The organism is Spirosoma foliorum, assembly GCF_014117325.1.
Lineage (GTDB): Bacteria > Bacteroidota > Bacteroidia > Cytophagales > Spirosomataceae > Spirosoma > Spirosoma foliorum.
In genome coordinates this window covers 7678654-7698741 of sequence record NZ_CP059732.1, presented here as the reverse complement: position 1 = coordinate 7698741, position 20088 = coordinate 7678654, and the positions used below count along the sequence as shown (strand labels likewise).

The 20088-nt window shown below is 47.5% G+C and carries 19 protein-coding genes; 12 read left to right on the top strand and 7 right to left on the bottom strand.

The features are described 5' to 3' along the window. Window positions 1-5: 5 nt before the first annotated feature. On the bottom strand, window positions 6-1109 hold the full coding sequence (locus H3H32_RS32390) for a chorismate mutase (protein ID WP_182459860.1): 1104 nt from the start codon (window positions 1107-1109) through the stop codon (window positions 6-8). 274 nt (window positions 1110-1383) lie between these two features. Here H3H32_RS32390 and H3H32_RS32385 point away from each other — a divergent pair, with 274 nt between their 5' ends. After that, window positions 1384-2607, top strand: a complete 1224-nt coding sequence (locus H3H32_RS32385; RefSeq protein WP_182464554.1) for a proline dehydrogenase family protein — start codon at window positions 1384-1386, stop codon at window positions 2605-2607. Window positions 2608-2764: 157 nt separating this feature from the next. Beyond that, window positions 2765-3553 carry a lipoprotein signal peptidase gene (locus H3H32_RS32380; protein WP_182459859.1) on the top strand — a complete coding sequence of 263 codons (789 nt, stop codon included), beginning with the start codon at window positions 2765-2767 and terminating at the stop codon, window positions 3551-3553. 69 nt (window positions 3554-3622) lie between these two features. On the opposite strand, the gene H3H32_RS32375 is transcribed toward H3H32_RS32380, so the two are convergent. Next, window positions 3623-4507, bottom strand: a complete 885-nt coding sequence (locus H3H32_RS32375; protein ID WP_182459858.1) for an OmpA/MotB family protein — start codon at window positions 4505-4507, stop codon at window positions 3623-3625. 274 nt (window positions 4508-4781) lie between these two features. Between H3H32_RS32375 and H3H32_RS32370 the strand changes: the two genes are divergently transcribed. From H3H32_RS32370 to H3H32_RS32360, 3 genes are all read left to right on the top strand, one after another. Next, the gene (locus tag H3H32_RS32370) at window positions 4782-5909 is read left to right on the top strand and encodes a lactonase family protein (RefSeq protein ID WP_182459857.1); all 1128 of its coding nucleotides are present in this window, start codon (window positions 4782-4784) and stop codon (window positions 5907-5909) included. An 18-nt stretch (window positions 5910-5927) separates the two neighbouring features. Beyond that, window positions 5928-6524: a 3-keto-disaccharide hydrolase gene (locus H3H32_RS32365; protein ID WP_182459856.1), complete on the top strand. Its 597-nt coding sequence runs from the start codon at window positions 5928-5930 to the stop codon at window positions 6522-6524. An 84-nt stretch (window positions 6525-6608) separates the two neighbouring features. After that, on the top strand, window positions 6609-7457 hold the full coding sequence (locus H3H32_RS32360; RefSeq protein ID WP_182459855.1) for a 3-keto-disaccharide hydrolase: 849 nt from the start codon (window positions 6609-6611) through the stop codon (window positions 7455-7457). Window positions 7458-7556: 99 nt separating this feature from the next. Here H3H32_RS32360 and H3H32_RS32355 read toward each other — a convergent pair whose 3' ends face one another. Beyond that, window positions 7557-8060 carry a VOC family protein gene (locus H3H32_RS32355; protein ID WP_182459854.1) on the bottom strand — a complete coding sequence of 168 codons (504 nt, stop codon included), beginning with the start codon at window positions 8058-8060 and terminating at the stop codon, window positions 7557-7559. 102 nt (window positions 8061-8162) lie between these two features. Between H3H32_RS32355 and H3H32_RS32350 the strand changes: the two genes are divergently transcribed. Continuing rightward, window positions 8163-11447, top strand: a complete 3285-nt coding sequence (locus H3H32_RS32350) for a S41 family peptidase (protein WP_182459853.1) — start codon at window positions 8163-8165, stop codon at window positions 11445-11447. A 187-nt stretch (window positions 11448-11634) separates the two neighbouring features. On the opposite strand, the gene H3H32_RS32345 is transcribed toward H3H32_RS32350, so the two are convergent. Continuing rightward, window positions 11635-12138: a DUF6265 family protein gene (locus H3H32_RS32345; protein ID WP_182459852.1), complete on the bottom strand. Its 504-nt coding sequence runs from the start codon at window positions 12136-12138 to the stop codon at window positions 11635-11637. Window positions 12139-12296: 158 nt separating this feature from the next. On the opposite strand from H3H32_RS32345, the gene H3H32_RS32340 reads away from it, so the two are divergent. From H3H32_RS32340 to H3H32_RS32325, 4 genes are all read left to right on the top strand, one after another. Then, entirely contained in the window at window positions 12297-13202 is a 906-nt protein-coding gene (locus tag H3H32_RS32340) for a DnaJ C-terminal domain-containing protein (RefSeq protein WP_182459851.1), read from the top strand. A gap of 12 nt (window positions 13203-13214) precedes the next feature. Continuing rightward, complete coding sequence (locus H3H32_RS32335) at window positions 13215-13517, top strand: chaperone modulator CbpM (RefSeq protein WP_182459850.1); 303 nt, start codon at window positions 13215-13217, stop codon at window positions 13515-13517. A gap of 5 nt (window positions 13518-13522) precedes the next feature. Next, the gene (locus H3H32_RS32330) at window positions 13523-14017 is read left to right on the top strand and encodes a hypothetical protein (RefSeq protein ID WP_240543561.1); all 495 of its coding nucleotides are present in this window, start codon (window positions 13523-13525) and stop codon (window positions 14015-14017) included. A gap of 134 nt (window positions 14018-14151) precedes the next feature. Beyond that, on the top strand, window positions 14152-15216 hold the full coding sequence (locus H3H32_RS32325; RefSeq protein WP_374191860.1) for a DmpA family aminopeptidase: 1065 nt from the start codon (window positions 14152-14154) through the stop codon (window positions 15214-15216). A 24-nt stretch (window positions 15217-15240) separates the two neighbouring features. On the opposite strand, the gene H3H32_RS32320 is transcribed toward H3H32_RS32325, so the two are convergent. Both H3H32_RS32320 and H3H32_RS32315 read right to left on the bottom strand, forming a co-directional pair. Next, on the bottom strand, window positions 15241-17301 hold the full coding sequence (locus H3H32_RS32320) for an OPT family oligopeptide transporter (RefSeq protein WP_182459848.1): 2061 nt from the start codon (window positions 17299-17301) through the stop codon (window positions 15241-15243). A gap of 68 nt (window positions 17302-17369) precedes the next feature. Next, window positions 17370-18038, bottom strand: a complete 669-nt coding sequence (locus H3H32_RS32315; RefSeq protein WP_182459847.1) for an AlbA family DNA-binding domain-containing protein — start codon at window positions 18036-18038, stop codon at window positions 17370-17372. A gap of 162 nt (window positions 18039-18200) precedes the next feature. On the opposite strand from H3H32_RS32315, the gene H3H32_RS32310 reads away from it, so the two are divergent. Next, window positions 18201-18665, top strand: coding sequence for a sterol desaturase family protein (locus tag H3H32_RS32310; protein WP_182459846.1), 465 nt, complete (start codon window positions 18201-18203; stop codon window positions 18663-18665). A 164-nt stretch (window positions 18666-18829) separates the two neighbouring features. Here H3H32_RS32310 and H3H32_RS32305 read toward each other — a convergent pair whose 3' ends face one another. Next, a complete protein-coding gene (locus tag H3H32_RS32305; protein WP_009284883.1) occupies window positions 18830-19051 on the bottom strand; it encodes a DUF2795 domain-containing protein in 222 nt (73 codons plus the stop codon). Between the two features lie 244 nt (window positions 19052-19295). On the opposite strand from H3H32_RS32305, the gene H3H32_RS32300 reads away from it, so the two are divergent. Continuing rightward, on the top strand, window positions 19296-20021 hold the full coding sequence (locus tag H3H32_RS32300) for a copper homeostasis protein CutC (protein WP_182459845.1): 726 nt from the start codon (window positions 19296-19298) through the stop codon (window positions 20019-20021). Window positions 20022-20088: the final 67 nt, after the last annotated feature.

Here is a 20088-nt window from a genome sequence, read left to right as displayed (position 1 = left end):
CGAAACTAAGCGCTTTGTGCTGCGCTGTGGATAATTTCCGTTTGCTTCCGAATCGACTCCATGTGGATAATCTTGTAGATTTCTTCCACTAACTCAGGGTATAAGCCCAGTTTTTGGCCTAATTCGGTACGTGTTTTCAGAATCTCTTTCCAACGCTCAGGCTGGAACAAGGTTACGTTGTTATCGCGCTTGTACTCAGCCAGACGCTCAACAAGAGCCATCCGGGCTGCCAGCATCTCAACAATCTGCCGGTCTACGTTATCGATGCTACGACGCGATTGCTCCGTGAAACTCTGGAATTCCAGATTTTGCGACTCCACCTGACGAATTTGCAGATGATCGAGCATTTCACCGAAAGCCGTAGGAGTTAACTGTTGTGCAGCATCACTCCATGCTTTATCTGGATCGATATGCGATTCAACAATCAAACCATCGTAGTTCAAATCCATAGCCATCTGCGCTAATTCGTTCAGATAAGCCCGTTTGCCTGCCATGTGGCTCGGATCGCCGATGATTGGCAACTGAGGGAAGATCGACTTCAGCTCAATAGCCATTTGCCACATTGGTACGTTACGATACTTGCTCGCTTCACCCGTTGCAAACCCACGGTGAATAGCGCCCAATTTCGAGATACCCGCTCCAGCAAGGCGCTCAAATGCACCTACCCAAAGGGCTAGATCTGGATTTACAGGGTTTTTCACCAGAACAGGTACGTCAACACCACGTAGCGCATCCGCAATTTCCTGTACGTTGAATGGGTTAACAGTGGTACGAGCACCAACCCATAGGATATCAACACCATATTTCAGAGCCAGTTCGATGTGCTCAGGAGTAGCTACTTCAACGGCAAATGGCAAGCCTGTTTCGGCTTTAGCGCGTTGAATCCAGGGAAGAGCGGCTTCGCCCATACCCTCAAAGCTACCCGGACGAGTGCGGGGCTTCCACACACCCGCGCGAATAACGTGAACCGCGTCCAGTGCTTTCAGCTGGCGAGCAGTTTCCACTAACTGATCTTCGGTCTCGGCACTGCATGGGCCAGCGATGATCAGAGGTTTGCCGTTGGTATCAATCCACGATCCCAGCGGCTCTACGGCTAATTCGACTTTCATACTTAACGCTTAATCTACGAGTAATATCGACTACTCTATGGGGAACTTTCAATTTAATTTTGTAGTATATTTGCAATGGAATTGACTGTATTTCAAGCCGGTTCCTTATTTTGTCTAAAACGTTTTTTAGTTTGTCCTAATAAGCCGCGCCGGTGAGTTAACTGATTGACCGAAATTTCGTTATATATTTCGGTCGTGTTAGCCGACACGCATTTTAGTTATGCAAGTAGCACCGCTCAAACGGAGCACTGATATGTCGAACCGAAGTAATCTAATGCCGGAGACAGTCCAGGGCCTTACTGATGTAAAGCCGAACCTCCGCCCCGTTTCATTTGAGGACACTTCGATTGCTTTTTCCTCCCAGTCGGATTTCAAACTCCGAAAGACCTACTGGTTATTTGCGTTGATGAATAAGGGATGGCTGGTAAATTTAGGTACTTTTTTTATAAAGATCGCCTTACGCCTTCATCTTCCCATCAAATTCCTCATTAAAAATACCATTTTTGAGCAATTCTGCGGGGGCGAAAGCATTCATGATTGTGAAAAAACCATTGCCAATCTCCACGACGTTCATGTTGGCACTATCCTCGACTATTCTGTTGAAGGAGAAGAGACTGAAAAAAGTTTCGATGAGACAACATTAGAAATTCTCCGCACGATCGAGCGAGCCAGCGAATCCAAAGACATCCCTTTCTCAGTATTTAAAGTGACAGGCGTTGCCTCTACGGCACTGCTGGAAGCCGTACAGATTGGGGACTCGCTCAATAAATCGCAGAAAGCTGAATTTGATCGGGTTATGCAACGCGTGGATTCGCTTTGCCGGCGAGCCTACGAGCGGAATGTTCGCATTTTTATCGACGCCGAAGAAAGCTGGATTCAGGATACGATCGATACCCTGGCCTACGAAATGATGGATCGCTACAATCATGAGCGGCCCGTTGTTTATAACACCTATCAAATGTACCGCTGGGAGAGTTTTGACCACCTCCGGCGTGACACGGCCGAAGCCCAGGCTAAAGGCTATTATTTGGGTGTGAAGCTTGTTCGTGGCGCTTATCTTGAAAAAGAACGACTGCGTGCCCATGAGGAAGAATATCAGGACCCTATTCAGGCAACTAAAAAGGATACCGATCTGGCCTTTAACGGAGCAATCGATTTCTGTTTAGAGCATCGCGATACCATCTCGGTTTGTCTGGGCACCCACAATGAAGATAGCTGTCAGTATTGTATACAGCACATGAAGCAAATGGGAATCGAGCCTAACGACTCGCACATCTATTTTGCGCAGTTGCTGGGCATGAGTGATAACATCTCCTATAACCTGGCCAATGCAGGCTATAATGTAGCGAAATATGTCCCTTATGGGCCTGTTGATACGGTTATGCCTTATTTGTTCCGACGGGCCGATGAGAACAAATCCATCGCTGGCCAAAGTAGCCGGGAGTTTAATTTGATTAGTGATGAATTGAAACGCCGGAAAAACTGCCGGTCGCTATAAACGGTCAAGTGTGATCAGAAATAGTCAAGTAATCAAGGAGCAACTCCTGACTATACTTGACCATTTCTGACTATGCCTGACAAGCATTGACAAGTATTTTAATAACTGGCACAGCAAGCCGGGCAATCCGAGCCATGCTGTGCCACCTTTTTTTATTATGATCCGTAAAAGCCCGTTTAAATTCTTTCTATTGACGTTTATCCTGATCGCGATTGATCAGGCAGTAAAACTGGCGGTACACCACTATATGGCTCCTGGCTTTGCGGGTCAGATTAAGCTCGTTGGCGATTGGTTCAAACTGCATTATGTACTCAATCCGGGCATGGCATTCGGCATGCAGTTAGGCCATGAGTACGGCAAATTATTACTTAGCGTATTTCGTTTATTTGCCATGGTTGGTATTGGCTATTATCTGGTCAATTTAGCCCAACGGGGAGCACCAAACGGCCTTTTATGGGCTATGGCGATGATTTTAGCCGGAGCCGTAGGGAATGTTATTGACAGCACATTTTATGGCGTTTTTCTGAATAATGCGCCTTATGGATCACCAACGCCCTGGTTCCACGGGCAGGTGATTGATATGATTTTTGTGGATGTTTGGGAAGGCTTTATTCCAGACTGGGTACCTGTTTGGGGAGGTCAGTACTATTCGACACCTATTTTTAACATTGCTGATTCCTGTATTTTCGTTGGTGTCTGCCTGATTTTGTTCTTTCAGCGCCGATTCTTCGGCGATCAACACGTAGAAGATCATATGCTTCCTGTTTCTGGGCCCGATCCTGTTGAAGCGTCGGTACTACCCGCCGAGGAGTTTGTTGACAACGATTCGATTGCTCAGGAAGAACCACAAATGACTGAAGAGGAAAGCGATAAAACACCTGCCGCTGAAATTCAGCAAGACTCCACAGAATCGGTTCTACCAGACGAAGAAAAACATCCAGAATAGCACTTATTACTGCATAAAAAATGCCCCGCTTATTCAGGCGGGGCATTTTTTATGTAATGCAGGTGAAGCTTATTTGCTACCACCAACTTGGCCACTCGATAGCAGATTGAAGAACTGATCAAGTTTTGGCGTGATGATGATTTCCGTGCGACGGTTTTGTTGACGACCAGCATCGGTTGTGTTGTCATCCTTCGGTGCGAATTCCGAACGACCACCAGCTGTCATGCGCTCAGGAGCCACAGCAAATTTCTTTTGCAGCGTCCGAACAACCGACGTAGCCCGCAGAGCGCTCAAATCCCAGTTGTCTTTGATGGCTGATGTAGCGATGGGGACAACGTCCGTGTGACCTTCAACCAGAATGTCAAGCTCTTTGTGGTCGTTCACAACCTTAGCTACTTTACCTAATACGGTCTCAGCAGCTGGCAGAACTTCAAAACTACCCGATTTGAACAGGAGCTTATCCGACAGAGAAACGTAAACAACACCTTTTTTCACTTCTACCTGTACGTCCTGATCATTGATATCGTCCAGTGACCGTTTCAGGCTCATTACTAACGCCAGATTCATCGAATCTTTCCGTTGGATAGATGAGTTGAGGTTGTTGGTGTATTTCGTTTGCTCGTTCAGCGTTTCGAGCGATTTTTTGATACTCTCAGCACCAGCCTTACTTACAATCGACAAATCAGACATACGATCGAGAAGATTCGTGTTTGTCTTTTTCAGATAATCGATTTGTGCTTGCAGATCGCCTACTTGTTTGTCCTTGCCTTGCAGGTCGGTGTCTTTGGCTGCTAATTGTGATTTCAGATCAGCCGTGCGTTGGTCACAATCGTTCAGCGAAGCAACAGCTTTATCGCGAGCGTCTTGTAGGGATTTAATTTCAGCTAGTCGCTTCTTACTATTGCAAGAGGCTAACATAGTTACAGCGGCAACAATAATCAAAACTCGTTTCATACTGATAGAGAAGAATAGTAACGGGTAACGAAAAGTTAGGTTATGAACAATATATACTCAGAATGTACTGAATCGTTTTACAAAAGTACTAGTTTCTGCTTATTCGTTTCAACTACATTTTTTATGTAGGGCAATTATGACTGCATTATTTGCTTAGAATTCCATTAGAAATTGCTTAGATCTTAATAAAATCGCGGATTCTATCGAATGCACGAAATGATATCGGTAGTTTAAAGCGGCTTCTCACTTATTAATTTGACTCATCATTATTTTTATGAATAAACTATTAACCACTGTTTTACTTGGTACAAGCCTGGTCGCACAGGCTCAGTCGGGTAAAGAAATTATGTATGTCGGCACCTATTCTCTCCGGGGTAGCGAAGGCATCTATGTATTTGAGTTTGACCGAAAAGCCGGTACAATGCAGCCGCTTCAATCGGTATCCAATGCAAAAAGCCCATCCTTTCTGGCTATTCATCCATCGGGTAAGTATCTCTACTCCGTTAATGAAGGAGCGGCTAAAACAGAGGGCGGGGTGAGTTCTTACGCGGTTGATCGGGCAACGGGTAAGTTAACCTATATGAATGGTCAATCTTCGCTCGGTTCCGGTCCTTGCCATGTTAGTGTTGACCAGACGGGCAAAACAGCCTTTGTCTCCAATTATGGTGGAGGCAGTTTAGCCGTATTGCCTATCAAAGCCGACGGGACATTAGGAGAAGCAACCGATAGCGTTCAGGATACCGGAACCGGCCCCAATACCCAGCGTCAGGACAAAGCCCACGTTCACTCGGCAACCCTGGCCCCCGATAACCGCTTTGTGTACGTAGCCGACCTTACTACCGACAAGCTTAATATCTTTGATGTTGACGTTAAAGCCAGCAAAGTAAAACCAGCATCTATGCCCTACGCAACCGTAAAACCGGGTTCAGGGCCGCGCCATTTTACGTTTCACCCCAACGGGAAATATGCGTATTTGGTTGAAGAGTTGACCTCATCGGTAGCCGTATTTTCCCGTAATTCTAAGACGGGGGCTTTAACAATGCTGGAGGATAATGTTAAAACGTTACCGAGCGATTTCACTGGCTCAAATACCAGCGCCGACATCCATATTGATCCATCAGGCAAGTTCTTGTACCAATCAAACCGAGGCTATAATTCACTGGCCATTTTTGCCATTGGTGCCGATGGCAAACTGACCAAAGTGGGCGATCAGCCAACGGAAGGGAAAACGCCCCGTAATTTCCTGATTGACCCAAAAGGCGAATTTGTATTCGTTGCCCATCAGGATTCCGATAATATTACCATCTTTAAACGCGATCAGAAAACGGGGAAACTGACCTATACTGGACAATCGGTAAGCGTACCAGCTCCTGTTTGCGTACTTATGGCAAAATCTAACTAAAACGTATCACTACCCTTTATGACTAAATTACTTTCTCTCGGCCTGGTTCTCACGCTATTTATCATGGCCGCTCCAACTAAAACCATTAAGCTCTTTAATGGTAAAGACTTAACCGGCTGGAAAATTTACGGTACTGAAAAATGGTACGTCGAAAATGGCGAACTCATCTGCGAAAGTGGTCCCGATAAAAAGTACGGCTATTTGGCAACCGAAAAATTCTACAAAAACTTCGACCTAACGCTGGAATTCAAACAGGAAGCCAATGGTAATAGTGGTGTCTTTTTCCGGTCGACGGTAGAAGGTACTAAAGTGAGTGGCTGGCAGGTAGAAGTAGCGCCCCCCAATCACGACACAGGTGGCATCTATGAATCGTATGGCCGCAACTGGCTGGTTCAAATTCCCGACGAAAAGGAAAACATCCTGAAGCCAGGCGAGTGGAATAAGCTTCGGATTCGGGTGGAAGGCGACCACGTACAGACATTCCTGAATGGTACACAGATGGTTGATTTAACCGACGAAAAAATTGGGAAAGGCGAAGGCTCTATCGCCTTACAAATCCATGATGGCGGTGGTATTAAAGTCCGCTGGCGGAATATGAAATTGCAGGAATTGTAAACACTAAAAATGCCATAGCTCAACAGTTATGGCATTTTTAGTTTAAAAGCCTTTTGCCCTATTGCCCCTAAATTCTCTCTCCTTATGAAATTCTTTTTCTTGCCGATCTGCCTTTATCTGGTTTCCCTTAGTTCGCTTCAGGCGCAATCCGCCCAGAATGGTAAATGGCAATCCCTCTTCAATGGTAAAAATCTAACTGGCTGGGAAACCTACCTTGACAAGCCTTATGCGAAAGATAATCAGGCCGACAAAACATCACCAATTGGCCTGAATAAGGACCCCAATCATGTTTTCTCCGTAACAACGGTGGATGGCCAACCCGCCTTACGGATTTCGGGTGAAACCTTTGGCGGAATTAATACATTGGCAGATTTCGAGAATTATCACCTCCGAATGGAGTTTAAGTGGGGAACACAAAAGTGGCCACCTAAGCTTGACAAGCCTCGCGATAGTGGTCTCCTTTATCATAGCGTTGGTCCGCACGGAACGCCCATGCTTTGGATGGAATCGTTCGAGCTACAGGTACAGGAAGGCGATTGTGGCGATTATTGGGGGGTAATGAACGTTCTAGCCGATATATCAGCCCGAAAAACGGATAAAGGCTATGTATATGAGCCGGGGGCTACCCCTATAGCGTTTCAGGACAAAACGCCCGTTGGTCGGTCGTGCCTCAAATATCCAGATGCAGAAAAGCCCTCTGGCCAATGGAATGTATTGGAACTATATTGTTTCGGCGACACCTGCTTACACGTCATGAATGGCAAGGTCAATCTGGTGCTGACTCATACCCGTCATTTGGTCAATGGGCAAGTAGTCCCACTGACCAAAGGCAAAATTCAATTGCAATCAGAAGGAGCCGAGGTGTTTTATCGAAACATCCAGCTACAGAACATTAAGCAGTTACCCGCTGAACTGCTCCGTTCAAACCTTTAGCCCTTGTGAGGGCAGATTCTCAAATCTGCCTTTAGTGAGGTTTCTTAAAACCGAACGGTTCATATAATTCGGTTTTAAGAAACCTCACTAAAGGCAGGTTTAAGAACCTGCCTCCACGAGTTCCAACAATCCTTTCAAATCCAATGGCTTAGTATACATCTCAATAGAATCATCTGGTTTAAGAGGCCATTGCTCACGAGGGCGATCCCAGTATAATTCAACCCCATTCTGGTCAGGGTCATTGAGATAGATGGCTTCTGAAACGCCATGATCCGACGCGCCTGTAATGGGATACTTTGCATCGACAAGCCGTTGTAACGCCACCGCCAGATCTCGACGAGTGGGATACAGAATAGCAGTATGAAACAGACCGGCCGATCGTTTGGGTGCTGGTGGTGCATCTTTGCTGTACCACGTATTTAATCCAATGTGATGGTGGTAGCCACCTGCCGAAATAAAGGCAGCTTCCTTGCCGTACATTGTTATTAATGAAAAGCCAAGGAGATCTCGGTAAAACGCCAGCGCACGATCAAGATCGGCAACTTTCAAATGAACGTGCCCAATACGAGTTTGGTCGGGAATGGTATAGGGAGAATCGGGCATAATGTCTAAATTTAGATGCCGTTTGCGTTAGCCATCAGCACTGTTAGCTGCACGGATTTCAACGAAAACGTGAATAATCTGAAAATAAATCCTCTTCCCCCAATGCACGCTTCGTCAAGACGTATACTACTTCGTTGTTTGCTGCTAACAGCCATTTCCCTGCCTTCTTTAGGCCAAACTCCAACAGGTACCCCATCACCCAAATTTGCCTTCGCTGAGCCCAGCCTTTCGCCCGATGGCGCAGAGATCGCGTTTGTATCCGGTGGTGATATCTGGACTGTACCGACCAGTGGTGGAGAAGCCCGGTTGCTCGTATCGCATCCCGATAACGAATCTCGGCCGTTGTATTCGCCCGATGGGAAATACCTGGCTTTTGCTTCCTCACGCACGGGCAATGGAGACATTTACCTGCTCACACTGGAAACCGGCGCGATTAAACGGTTGACCTACGACGACGGCAGCGAGGTATTGAACGCCTGGTCGCGCGATAGCAAGATGGTCTACTTCCAATCGACCAGCCGGGATATTTCTGGTATGAACGACATCTACCGGGTAGCCATCACAGGAGGAACGCCACTGCCTGTTACAGCGGATCGCTACGCCAATGAATTCTACGGCACTCCTTCTCCCGACGGCAAAACGGTAGCTTTTTCGGCACGGGGTATTGCCTCGAATCAGTGGTGGCGGAAAGGTCGTAGTCACCTCGACGAAGCTGAAATCTGGCTCTATCATCTGGACGCAAAAAAAGCCGAAACGGCCTATGAACAAGTCACGGAAAGCGGAGCTAAAGAGCTTTGGCCGATGTGGAGTCAGGATGGGAAAACGCTTTACTATGTATCCGACCGCAACAAAGCCCAAAACCTGTGGTCAAAAGACCTTTCGGGCAAGCCAACGATGTTGACTACGTTTACAGCAGGACGGGTGGTTTGGCCGTCGATTGGTTATGACGGGAAGACAATTGTGTTCGAACGGGATTTTGGCCTTTGGAAATACGACGTCGCCAGTCGTCAGGCTACGCCCATTGCCATTAAACTTCGGGGTGTTGCCGCTAGCCCTGCCGTTGAGCATCTAAAGCAATCGAGTCAATTTCGGGAGTTAGCCTTATCGCCCGATGGCAAGAAAGTAGCTTTTACGATACATGGTGAAGTATTTGCGGCCTCGGCTAAAGATGGTGGCGATGCAACCCGAATTAGTCATACGGCGGCCAATGAGTCGCAACCCGTTTGGACGCCTAACAGCCGGGGGCTAGTCTACCTATCCAGTCGTGATGGTGCGGCTCATTTATACCGTTACGACTTTGCTACACGCGACGAAACCCGTTTGACCAACGAAAATACCGACGATAGTTCGCCCGTATTCTCGCCCGATGGCAAGTCGTTGGCATTCATTCGGAATGGTCAGGAATTGCGTGTGCTGGATTTAGCCACGAAAAAAGAGCGACTTCTTAAAAAGGGTTTCCTGGGACGTCCGCCTTTTGCTTCTTCGGGTTCAGTTGTCTGGTCGCCAGATGGAAAATGGATTGCGTTTGCGTCGTTTGGGGCTAAAACGTTTCGGAATATTTCAGTTGTTCCGGCAGCCGGTGGAGAAAGTAAACCCGTTAGTTTCCTGGCCAATACGTTTGGCGGTAATCTAAGCTGGAGTCCCGATGGGAAATATATTCTGTTCAGTACAACCCAGCGTACCGAAACGGCTCAAATTGCCCGAATCGATCTGGTGCCCCGTTCGCCAAAATTCCGGGAAGATCAATTCCGGGATCTGTTTAACGAAGAAATTCCAAAAACGCTGAAACCAGCTACACCACCTTCGACCTCAAAAACCGCAGCTCGGGACACAACGGCCCGAGTAGACACAACGGATAAATCAGGAAAAGGCGGTGCAACGAAAATTGTTTTCGACGACATTCGGCAACGACTGAGTTTGTTGCCTGTGGGGGTCGATGTCGATGCGCAATCGATTAGCAAGGATGGCAAAACGCTGCTATTAACTGCTACGGCTGCTGGCCAGCAGAATTTATATACGTATTCCCTGGATGAATTAGGGCGCGAACAAAGTGTAGCCCGGCAGTTGACGTCAACACCCGGCAATAAAAGCAATGCCCAATTTTCGGCTGATGGGAAAGAGGTTTTTTACCTGGAACAAGGTCGTATTCAATCCATTGCACTGGACCGACGCGAACCCCGGCCTTTAAGTGTTTCGGCAGAGATGGACGTTGATTTCAGCGAAGAGAAAGTGCAGGTCTTCCGCCAGGCGTGGGATATTCAGAGCAAAGGATTTTATGATTCTACCTTTCACGGTGCCGACTGGAAAGCTATTCGATCTGAATACGAACCACTAGCGGCTGGTGCCCGTACGCCAGATGAACTGCGTCGGCTTATTAGCCTAATGTTGGGCGAGTTGAACGCTTCCCACTCTGGCATTTCAGCTCCTCCCGGCTCTGCCCAAACAACGACGGGACGAATTGGTCTTCGCTTTGATCGTACAGAATACGAAAACTCAGGTCGGCTACGAATCACCGAAATCATTGCACTGAGCCCAGCCGATATAGCGGGCAACATCAAAGTTGGCGATTATCTGTTGGGGGTCGATGATACCAAAATCAACGCATCCACAAATCTTGATCAATTGCTGGAGAACCAAATCAATCACCGGATTTCATTAATGATTGGTGCTTCACCCACGGCCCCACCGCGAGAAGTTGTTATTCGGCCTGTAAACCTGGCTACAGAAAAAGGCCTGCTCTACAAACAATGGGTGCAACAGCAACGGGAGTATGTGAATAAAGCCAGCGAAGGACGGCTAGGTTATGTGCATTTATTCGACATGTCGGCGGAGTCGCTCGCGCAGTTGAATATTGATCTAGATGCCGACAATCACGCTCGAGAAGGCGTTGTGGTCGATGTTCGGAATAACAACGGGGGCTTTGTAAATGCTTATGCTTTGGACGTGTTTACCCGAAAAGGCTATATGACCATGACGCCACGCGGACTGCCATCGGCTCCGGCACGGACGCAATTGGGTCAACGGGCGCTAGAAAGACCTACCATTCTGGTCACGAATCAGCATTCGTTGTCAGATGCCGAAGATTTTACGGAAGGTTACCGGGCGCTCAAACTGGGTAAAGTTGTTGGTGAGCCCACTGGCGGTTGGATTATTTACACCTCAGCTGCTCAACTTATCGACGGCTCGAACCTGCGGTTGCCCTTCATCAAAATTACCGACAATATGGGCAAAAATATGGAGCTAGCTCCCCGTCCGGTCGATATTCCAGTGGCACGTCCTATTGGCGAGAGCTATACGGATAAAAATGTTCAGTTAGACAAGGCTGTAGCCGAACTGTTGAAAGAACTGAACGAAGCGAAAGCCTCTAAGCTCAGCACGGGAAAGTAAAGTGATCTTTCCGACTGGCGCGAGTATTCACTCGTGCCGATTTATATCGTCAGTATTTACTGACGCTCAATGGATGGGCCAGCGAATGCTGGCAATATGAATAGGCACGAGTGAATACTCGCGCCAGTAGTAAACGTCGGGAAGTGATCACCAAAATCACTTCCCGACGTTTCTTTAGATAACCTGTTTATTTACCGACACGGTCAAAAACAAAAAGATCTGTGAAGGCCCATTTGCCGTCTTTCAGTTGCCCGCGTTGGATAACCAGTTGATTCGCTGATCGTTTTTCGTAGATGATACGAATCGAGCCGTCTTCTTTTTCGAAGGTCGCTTTGTCTTTTCCGGCGTCGATAAACCGATAGCGGTCCGATTTATCTTTTTCTTCCTGCCCAATCAGACCCGATTTGAAATGTTTCACCAGCACAATTGGCCCCTGTTCGGTTTGCTCAAAAATCAGCATTTCATACATGGTAACCTTGTTGTCGCGCATCATGCGCATAAAGCCGGTCAGGTTATCGCCAACAGGGGCGATCCAGGCGGCTTCAATGGGCCCGCCATTGAACGTTCCCAGCCAACGTCCTTCCATAAAAGCGACATCAGACAGCGAGCCAGTTTTGGACGATTGGGCCTGAAGATTTGTACTGACGAGGAGACTAAACAGGGCAATGGAGAGTAAACGGGTAATTCGCATAAAGATTTAGGAGTAGTATATAAGCGTTGCAAATTACAGGAATATGGGCTGATAAAGATCAACTATCACGGCAACTTGTCTTCGATTATTTTTACAACTATCCCTATATCTTCCGTGTTTAGTAGGTGTATTAATTACTAAAAACACTCCCACCCCATATGGATTTTATCGATTATTACAGCGTTCTGGGCGTACCGAAAACGGCGTCGGACGACGACATCAAGAAAGCCTACCGAAAACTGGCTCGGAAACACCATCCCGACTTGAATCCCAACGACGCGGAGGCCAACAAAAAATTTCAGCAGATTAACGAAGCCAACGAAGTATTGAGCGATCCCGAAAAGCGCAAAAAATACGATCAGTATGGCAAAGACTGGCAACATGCCGAGCAGTTTGAACAGGCCAAACAGCAACAACGGTCACGCCCGCAATATGCCCAAAGCGACGCCGGAGATTACGATTTCTCGGGTGGTTTCGGCGGGTCAGATTTCTCAGATTTCTTCTCATCCATGTTTGGCCAGGATGCGGGAACTGGTGGAGGCCGACGTCAGGCGAAGTTTAAAGGACAGGATTACCAGGCTGAACTCCATCTTAGCCTACACGATGCCTACACAACGCACAAACAAACCCTAACCGTTGATGGAAAGAACATTCGGATTACGGTTCAGGCAGGAGTTGAAAATGGGCAGAAAATCAAGCTGTCGGGTTATGGCTCGCCGGGCGTCAATGGCGGCCCCAATGGCGATTTGTACATAACCTTTGTCATTGCCGATGATAGCCGATACAAACGCAAAGGCAACGATCTATACGTGGATGAGGAGATAGACCTCTATACGGCCATCCTCGGTGGCGAACGCATTGTGGAAACGATGGACGGAAAAGTCAAACTAACCGTGAAGCCGGAAACGCAGGCAGGCACTAAAGTTCGACTGAAGGGTAAAGGCTTCCCCATCTACAAGCAGGAAGGCGCATTTGGCGACTTATATATTACCTGGCAGGTAAAGCTTCCTACTAATCTGACCGACGAGCAAAAAGAGCTATTTCGCCAATTATCAACCCTATAACCCCTTAAGATTATGCAACCTACGCACTTGATATCTATCCGTGACTTTTGCGTACATCACCATGTTGAGATCACGTTCGTTGAAACGCTTGCTGACAATGGATTGATCGAGACGACCCTTGTTGAACAAACTACCTACGTCCAGCCAGAGCAAGTAGGGCGTCTGGAAAAATTCGTGCGCCTACACCAGGAGCTGGCCATTCACACCGAAGACTTAGATGTGGTTAGTGATTTGCTCGATCGGGTTGAGGATTTACAAAAACAACTTGCCCGACTAAAAAATAGACTGGTTTTCTACGAATCTTTAGAACACTGATTTTTATGAGTTATAAGGTCAAGTATGATTTTATCGACTATCGGCGTCTATTTATGCCGTTTGCTTTCCTGATTTTCCTGTCCGGTTGTGGCCAGAGTTCTACAAAAAAAGAAGCCGCAGCTGATTCAACAGCAAACGGCTCAGCATCGACTACCGGGCTACCCGATACACTCTGTTTTCGGCAGGTAGTTGGACGGGATTCCACGATCCTACATTTAGTAATCAAAGGTTCAACGGTAACGGGCGAGTTGAGTGTGCTGCCTTTTGAAAAAGATCGGGCACGTGGTTCTGTAGAAGGCACATTAACCAACCATCAGATTCAGGCCGTTTGGCAACGGTCAGGAGAAGGCGTTACCCAGCCTTACGAAGTTGTCTTTACGATGAAAGGCGACGCAGTAACCTGGCGTGAAGGCGAACGGATTGAAAAGAACGGCAAGTGGGTATTGAAGAATCCAGAGCAAGGGTATGAGTACGTCTTAATGAAGGCTGATTGCCAATAAAGTTGCTATTAACAGCGATAAAATGGCATAATCCAGTAACTTGAGCAGTCAGTAAACCGATCTGTCGAATGGCCTTTGTTTCTCGTTACCATCTCTTCTCAACAACGCTTATCCTCCTCACCACTGGCTTTACAATGGCTCAAACGCCTAAACGTCCTCGCGAATACGGCATCCAATTGGGTGTATTACCCACTGGAACTCATAACGCCATTACCGATGTACCGGGTGTTCGAGTTGGGCAGGTTACGCTCAAACAAGGCCAGAACATACGCACTGGCGTTACGGCGATTTTACCTCACCAAGGCAATCAGTTTCAGCAGAAAAGCCCGGCAGCCATTTATATTGGCAATGGTTTCGGCAAGCTCATGGGCTATAGTCAGGTCGAAGAACTCGGCACCCTCGAAACCCCTATTGTGCTGACCAATACATTAAGCGTGCCCACTGCCGCCGACGCCCTGATCGATTATACGTTAACTCAATCCGGTAATGAACAGGTACGCTCGGTCAATTCGGTTGTGGGCGAAACCAACGATGGTTTTTTGAACGATATCCGTGGGCGGCATGTCACAAAGCAACACGTGCTTGATGCGTTAAAACAGGCTAGTACCGGCCCCGTTGAAGAAGGTAATGTCGGTGCTGGTACAGGAACCGTTTGCTTTGGATTCAAGGGTGGAATTGGCACATCCTCCCGCAAATTACCCGCGTCACTGGGTGGTTATACTGTTGGGGCATTAGTACAAACAAACTTTGGCGGTGTTTTACAAATTGCGGGAGTACCCGTTGGTGTTGCCTTAGGTAAGTATTCGTTCAAAGAGAATCTGGATGGTTCCTGTATGATTGTCGTAATGACCGATGCTCCTTTAGACGCCCGCAATCTGAAGCGGCTGGCCAAACGGGCTTTCATGGGCCTGGCCCGTACCGGCGGCATTGCGTCGAACGGCAGTGGCGATTATGTCATTGCCGTATCGACTGCGTATCAAATTCCGCACGACACCAAGAGTTCATTCGATGAAATGAAAGTACTCCGCAATGACAACGCATCCCCACTCTTCCTGGCAGCTATCGAAGCTACCGAAGAAGCGATCATCAACTCGCTCTTTGCCGCCCAAACACTCACCGGTGATCAGGGACATACGGTAGAACAACTACCTGTAAACAAAGTAGTGGACTTATTGAAAAAGGCAGGACAGGTAAAATAAAGCCCACTTTTAAACGCTGGCTACTTAATGCCTGCTCTCCGCTACACGCCAGAGTATAGTTGCCAATCCCGCAAAAGCTATTGCCCCCAGCAGTTCATACCCGCTTTCACCTAATGCTCCTGCTAATACAGGCTCCAGGGTCAGTGACGCCAATCCGTTATAAATCGATTCATTGACTGATAGCAAAGCCACCATAACGCCAGCCAGTGCGCCACCTGCCACTAAACCGGTTGCAAAGAGGTTTCCTTTGCCCAGATCGGCGTCCTCTTCTACGGTGCCTTTACGCTTGGCATTCCAATCCACAATCGACTTCACTAAACCACCCGCAAAAATGGGTAGCGTTGTCGAGAGCGGTAAATAAAGGCCTACAGCGAAAGCCAGTGCACTCACGCCAACCAGCTCAAACACGAAGGCAATGAATGCTCCAACCAACACAAACTGCCAGTCGAGGTTGAAGGATAGCAAGCCTTTAATAAGCGTGGCCATGAGCGTTCCCTGAGGAGCCGGAAATTTATCGGAGCCAATGGCGTGCGTAATGCCCTGCGCCAGCAAATCGGGTGTAGGTGTGTCCAGAATTTTCACCGTAGCCCCAACTACTAACGACGATACAATAACACCAATGAACAACGCCATCTGCTGGTATTTAGGAGTCGCTCCAACCAGATAACCGGTTTTAAGATCCTGAGATGTTCCACCTGCGTTGGCAGCCGCTACGCAAATCATACTCCCAACCACAAGTACGGCGGGTTCATACACTTTACCGGTCAAACCAAAACCGATAAATACGAGCGACGTTCCCATAATTGTAGCAATGGTCATCCCCGATACGGGCGAAGAGCTGGAACCAATAAGGCCTACAATTCGACTGGCAACCGTCACGAAGAAGAATCCGAAGACAATAACCAGTATGGCAATCAGCAATTTAGTTATAATCGAATCGCCGGGAATTTGGGGTAGAACAACCATCAAGGCCGTCAGCACAATACTACCGATAACCACAATTCGAACGCTTAAATCCTGTTCGGTTCGGGGTATCCGGCTGTTGCCGCTTAACTCATCTTCTTTCTCAATGGCGCTAAGCGAGGAACGGCTGAAACTTTGTTTGAACGAAGAGACAATTGTTGGGATCGTTTTGATCAATGTCATAAAACCACCCGCTGTAACCGCTCCTGCACCAATCTGCCGAATATAGGCCCGATAAACCGCTGCGGCTGTATCCGTAAACGTATGCGTGGCCGGATTCCAGCCGCCGGGTCCACCCGCTGTTTGCAGATTGGTTAAATAACCCAATTTTTGAAGTTGCAGAGCAATTGTATCGCCTGGCACCAGCGATGCCAACAGCGGAATCAGGCCCAACCAGGCTAATATGCCACCACCAACTAAAACCGCTGAGATTCGGAAACCAATGATATAACCTACGCCCAAATACTCTGGTGTAATTTCTCCCGCAACCTGCGCCGATGGAAAATATCGATTCGCCTGTTTTGTAGCCCAGACGGGCACTTCGGCAATAACGTGAAGCACTTTTTGGAGTAGAGCATAGAGCAGAGCTGCTCCTAAACCCTGGTAAGCTGTTTTGGCGAAATCGCCCCCTTTCTCGCCCGCAATCAACACCGACGCACAGGCTGTCCCTTCAGGATAGGGCAATGTGCCATGCTCCTGCACAATCAACGATCGACGTAACGGAATCATCATCAATGTACCGATGAGTCCCCCCAAAATAGCCAGCGTCAGGATTGTCCAATAGTTGAAGAAGTCAGCGCCACTACCATTCGTCAGGAAAAGAAAACCTGGCATGGTAAATACCACACCGGATGCAATGCTTTCGCCTGCCGAACCCGTAGTTTGAATGATGTTGTTTTCGAGGATGGTCGTATTCAGAAAGCGACGACCCAACGAAATAGCCAGTACCGCAATAGGTATGGAAGCCGATACAGATAAACCGGCTTTGAGCGATAAATAAACCGTGGCGGCTCCAAACAATACACCAAATACAGCTCCGGTAATGATCGCTTTAAGGGTAAACTCTGCGGGCGATTCAGTAGCCGGTACAAACGGTTTATGATTGGCTAAGGGTTGAGACATAGTCGTTGATTTTGTGATGCACTATTACGAGCATCACAAAGTAAGACTTTCCCAACATATACCCAATTCTACTGCACAGCTCGCGTGGTGTATTGATCCATTACATCACCTGGATGAATCTCCAGCACATTGGCCAGTACCAGCAGTACTAGCGTTCGAGAGGCAATCCGACGCGAAATCCCGGCAATATTCGCAAACAGATCGACCGTAATGCTGTCGTGTTCGCCAAGGTGCTGCATGAGCTTATGCTCTTTCTCGCCATAGCTGAACCGAATGTCGCGTTCGGCCTGTTCGCCCTTCAAAATTTCCCGCACTTCGCGGCTGGCCTGCACCGATTTGTCGGCCACGCGCACGTACGCTTTCTTGTTGTCGGGTTCGGCAGGGTCCGGAATAATGTAGTGTGGTCGAGTAGGGCTACGAGGCACCCGAATCACGAGAACTTCGCGTTCATCGTAAAGCTGTACTCGTTCGATCGTGTAGGAAATTCGCGGAAAACAGAATTTGTTAATAGCCCGGACGAGCAGGTATTCGTCCTCATCGGCATATTTCAATCCCACAATCTTTTTGTCGTCGCCGACGCCGATGAGCATGATTCCGCCATTTGTATTAGCGAAGGCTACCACGCCCCGGATGATTTTCTCGGGATGGTTTGTTTTCAGCTTGAACTCTAAACTGCTACCCTCTCCCCGTTTGACCAGGTTTTTGAGTGCTTGATAGTCCATAACCGATGGGGTCATCTGGTTGAACACTGACTTGTGCTAAAGATACGGCTTTTCTGCAAACATGCAAATATTAGACTCGTATCTCTATCTTTTGTTAAAAACTCGGTTTATCTCCGTCAACTTTTCGACGTCTTTAACCGTTACTAAAGTACACTTTACTTTATAGAAAACGTAAAAATGCTGGTAAACGTTGCGCTGGTTTTAGGGACTTTTGGCTTTATGGAAGGGGTTGCCTGGTTTACGCACAAGTATGTCATGCACGGTTTTTTGTGGAGTTGGCACCGCGATCATCACAATCATCACAATGGCTTCTTTGAGATCAACGACTTATTCGCCGTTGTGTTCAGCCTGACAGCCATTGGCTTAATTCTGATTGGTGTAGAAATTCCGGAATGGGGCTTTTTGGCCTGGATTGGCGCAGGCATTACCCTCTACGGCTTCTTTTATTTTGTCTTCCACGATATTATCGTTCATCGCCGGGTAAAAGTGAAAGTGGACACCAGTGGGCGTTACATGCAACGCATTATGCGGGCGCACTACATTCACCACAAAGTACATACGAAGGAAGGGGCCGAAGCATTTGGCTTCCTGTATGCTCCGAAAAAATACGATCGTCCCGTGAAAAGCAAGAAGGCAGAGTAGCCTGGTAGCGCGGGTGGAAACCCGCGTAGCCGTAGGCTAATAATATTTATGTCAATAGTTAGCCTAGGGCTACGCGGGTTTCCACCCGCGCTACTTACAACTAAAAAAGGCGTAATCCAGTTGTGTTGGATTACGCCTTTTTTATGTAAAAAAACCTGAACGACTCAATATTCGTCTTCGTTGAAGAAGAAGTCATCTTTGGTTGGATAATCTGGCCAAATCTCTTCGATACTTTCGTATGGCTGACCATCATCTTCGAGTTCTTGTAAGTTTTCTACTACTTCAAGAGGAGCGCCTGAGCGAATTGAATAGTCAATCAATTCGTCTTTAGTGGCAGGCCAGGGGGCATCTTCTAGATAGGATGCTAATTCAAGAGTCCAGTACATAGTGTTCGTATTTTGATGTCTATTTTCAATGAGGGTGCAAAAGTAAAAAAATCGGTAATATCCAAGCTATTTTAAGCAAAAATGTTCGTAATCGCTATTATGCCGGGTTTTAGGCGATTAACGAGCAGCAACAGCATTTGTTTTTGCCGAAGTAAATAAATTTAAAAGACAAACTAGTAAATGGTGATTCTATTTATTTCGCATCCCATCTTATTTATTTTACGAACCACCTCTATTACCAGTTATGATTACTGAAGTATGTGCCTTTTCGCTTGATTCCTGTTTAACAGCCCAACAAGCCGGTGCCGGACGAATTGAACTCTGTGGTGGCTTTGCCGAAGGGGGCACAACTCCCAGCGCTGGCCTGATCCAACAGGTACGTCAACACATCACCATTCCATTCTATGTGATGATTCGACCACGGGGAGGTGATTTTCTGTACTCCGAGACTGAATTGGCAGTCATGAAAACTGACATCCAACTAGCCAAAACCTTAGGAGCTGATGGTGTAGTGCTTGGCATTTTAGAAGCCGACGGTCGCGTAAATGAAGCCCAGACAAGAGAATTGGTCGAGTTAGCCAAACCCTTGCCCGTTACGTTCCATCGGGCATTCGATATGACCCGTGATCCAATCGAAGCTCTGGAGGCCGTTATCCGTACAGGTGCTGTTCGAATTCTGACTTCTGGCCAGCATCAGAACGTCGACCTTGGTTTATCGGTACTTCAGAAATTAGCCGAAAAAGCCGCCGGACGAATCGAGATTATGGCTGGAGCTGGTGTAAACGCTAAAAATGCCCAGCAACTGATAGAAGCCGGGGTGCATGCGCTCCATCTGAGCGGTGGTCAGAAAGAAGATAGTGGCATGATTTTCCGCCAACCGGCAGTATCGATGGCGTCAACTCTACCGAATGAATACGAATACGTAGAAGCCAATGAAGCGAAAATACGGGCGGTTGTTGAACAGATGTAACGTTTCGTAGCGCGGACATCCTGTCCGCATAGCCAATATAACTACGCAAAAGTTTTTCTGCTATGCG

What these genes read in the sequence shown, in the direction of transcription:
- H3H32_RS32390 (WP_182459860.1), bottom strand. Translation starts at nt 1,109, where the DNA reads ATGAAAGTCGAATTAGCCGTAGAGCCGCTGGGATCGTGGATTGATACC.
- H3H32_RS32385 (WP_182464554.1), top strand. Translation starts at nt 1,384, where the DNA reads ATGCCGGAGACAGTCCAGGGCCTTACTGATGTAAAGCCGAACCTCCGC.
- H3H32_RS32380 (WP_182459859.1), top strand. Translation starts at nt 2,765, where the DNA reads ATGATCCGTAAAAGCCCGTTTAAATTCTTTCTATTGACGTTTATCCTG.
- H3H32_RS32375 (WP_182459858.1), bottom strand. Translation starts at nt 4,507, where the DNA reads ATGAAACGAGTTTTGATTATTGTTGCCGCTGTAACTATGTTAGCCTCT.
- H3H32_RS32370 (WP_182459857.1), top strand. Translation starts at nt 4,782, where the DNA reads ATGAATAAACTATTAACCACTGTTTTACTTGGTACAAGCCTGGTCGCA.
- H3H32_RS32365 (WP_182459856.1), top strand. Translation starts at nt 5,928, where the DNA reads ATGACTAAATTACTTTCTCTCGGCCTGGTTCTCACGCTATTTATCATG.
- H3H32_RS32360 (WP_182459855.1), top strand. Translation starts at nt 6,609, where the DNA reads ATGAAATTCTTTTTCTTGCCGATCTGCCTTTATCTGGTTTCCCTTAGT.
- H3H32_RS32355 (WP_182459854.1), bottom strand. Translation starts at nt 8,060, where the DNA reads ATGCCCGATTCTCCCTATACCATTCCCGACCAAACTCGTATTGGGCAC.
- H3H32_RS32350 (WP_182459853.1), top strand. Translation starts at nt 8,163, where the DNA reads ATGCACGCTTCGTCAAGACGTATACTACTTCGTTGTTTGCTGCTAACA.
- H3H32_RS32345 (WP_182459852.1), bottom strand. Translation starts at nt 12,138, where the DNA reads ATGCGAATTACCCGTTTACTCTCCATTGCCCTGTTTAGTCTCCTCGTC.
- H3H32_RS32340 (WP_182459851.1), top strand. Translation starts at nt 12,297, where the DNA reads ATGGATTTTATCGATTATTACAGCGTTCTGGGCGTACCGAAAACGGCG.
- H3H32_RS32335 (WP_182459850.1), top strand. Translation starts at nt 13,215, where the DNA reads ATGCAACCTACGCACTTGATATCTATCCGTGACTTTTGCGTACATCAC.
- H3H32_RS32330 (WP_240543561.1), top strand. Translation starts at nt 13,523, where the DNA reads ATGAGTTATAAGGTCAAGTATGATTTTATCGACTATCGGCGTCTATTT.
- H3H32_RS32325 (WP_374191860.1), top strand. Translation starts at nt 14,152, where the DNA reads ATGGCTCAAACGCCTAAACGTCCTCGCGAATACGGCATCCAATTGGGT.
- H3H32_RS32320 (WP_182459848.1), bottom strand. Translation starts at nt 17,301, where the DNA reads ATGTCTCAACCCTTAGCCAATCATAAACCGTTTGTACCGGCTACTGAA.
- H3H32_RS32315 (WP_182459847.1), bottom strand. Translation starts at nt 18,038, where the DNA reads ATGACCCCATCGGTTATGGACTATCAAGCACTCAAAAACCTGGTCAAA.
- H3H32_RS32310 (WP_182459846.1), top strand. Translation starts at nt 18,201, where the DNA reads ATGCTGGTAAACGTTGCGCTGGTTTTAGGGACTTTTGGCTTTATGGAA.
- H3H32_RS32305 (WP_009284883.1), bottom strand. Translation starts at nt 19,051, where the DNA reads ATGTACTGGACTCTTGAATTAGCATCCTATCTAGAAGATGCCCCCTGG.
- H3H32_RS32300 (WP_182459845.1), top strand. Translation starts at nt 19,296, where the DNA reads ATGATTACTGAAGTATGTGCCTTTTCGCTTGATTCCTGTTTAACAGCC.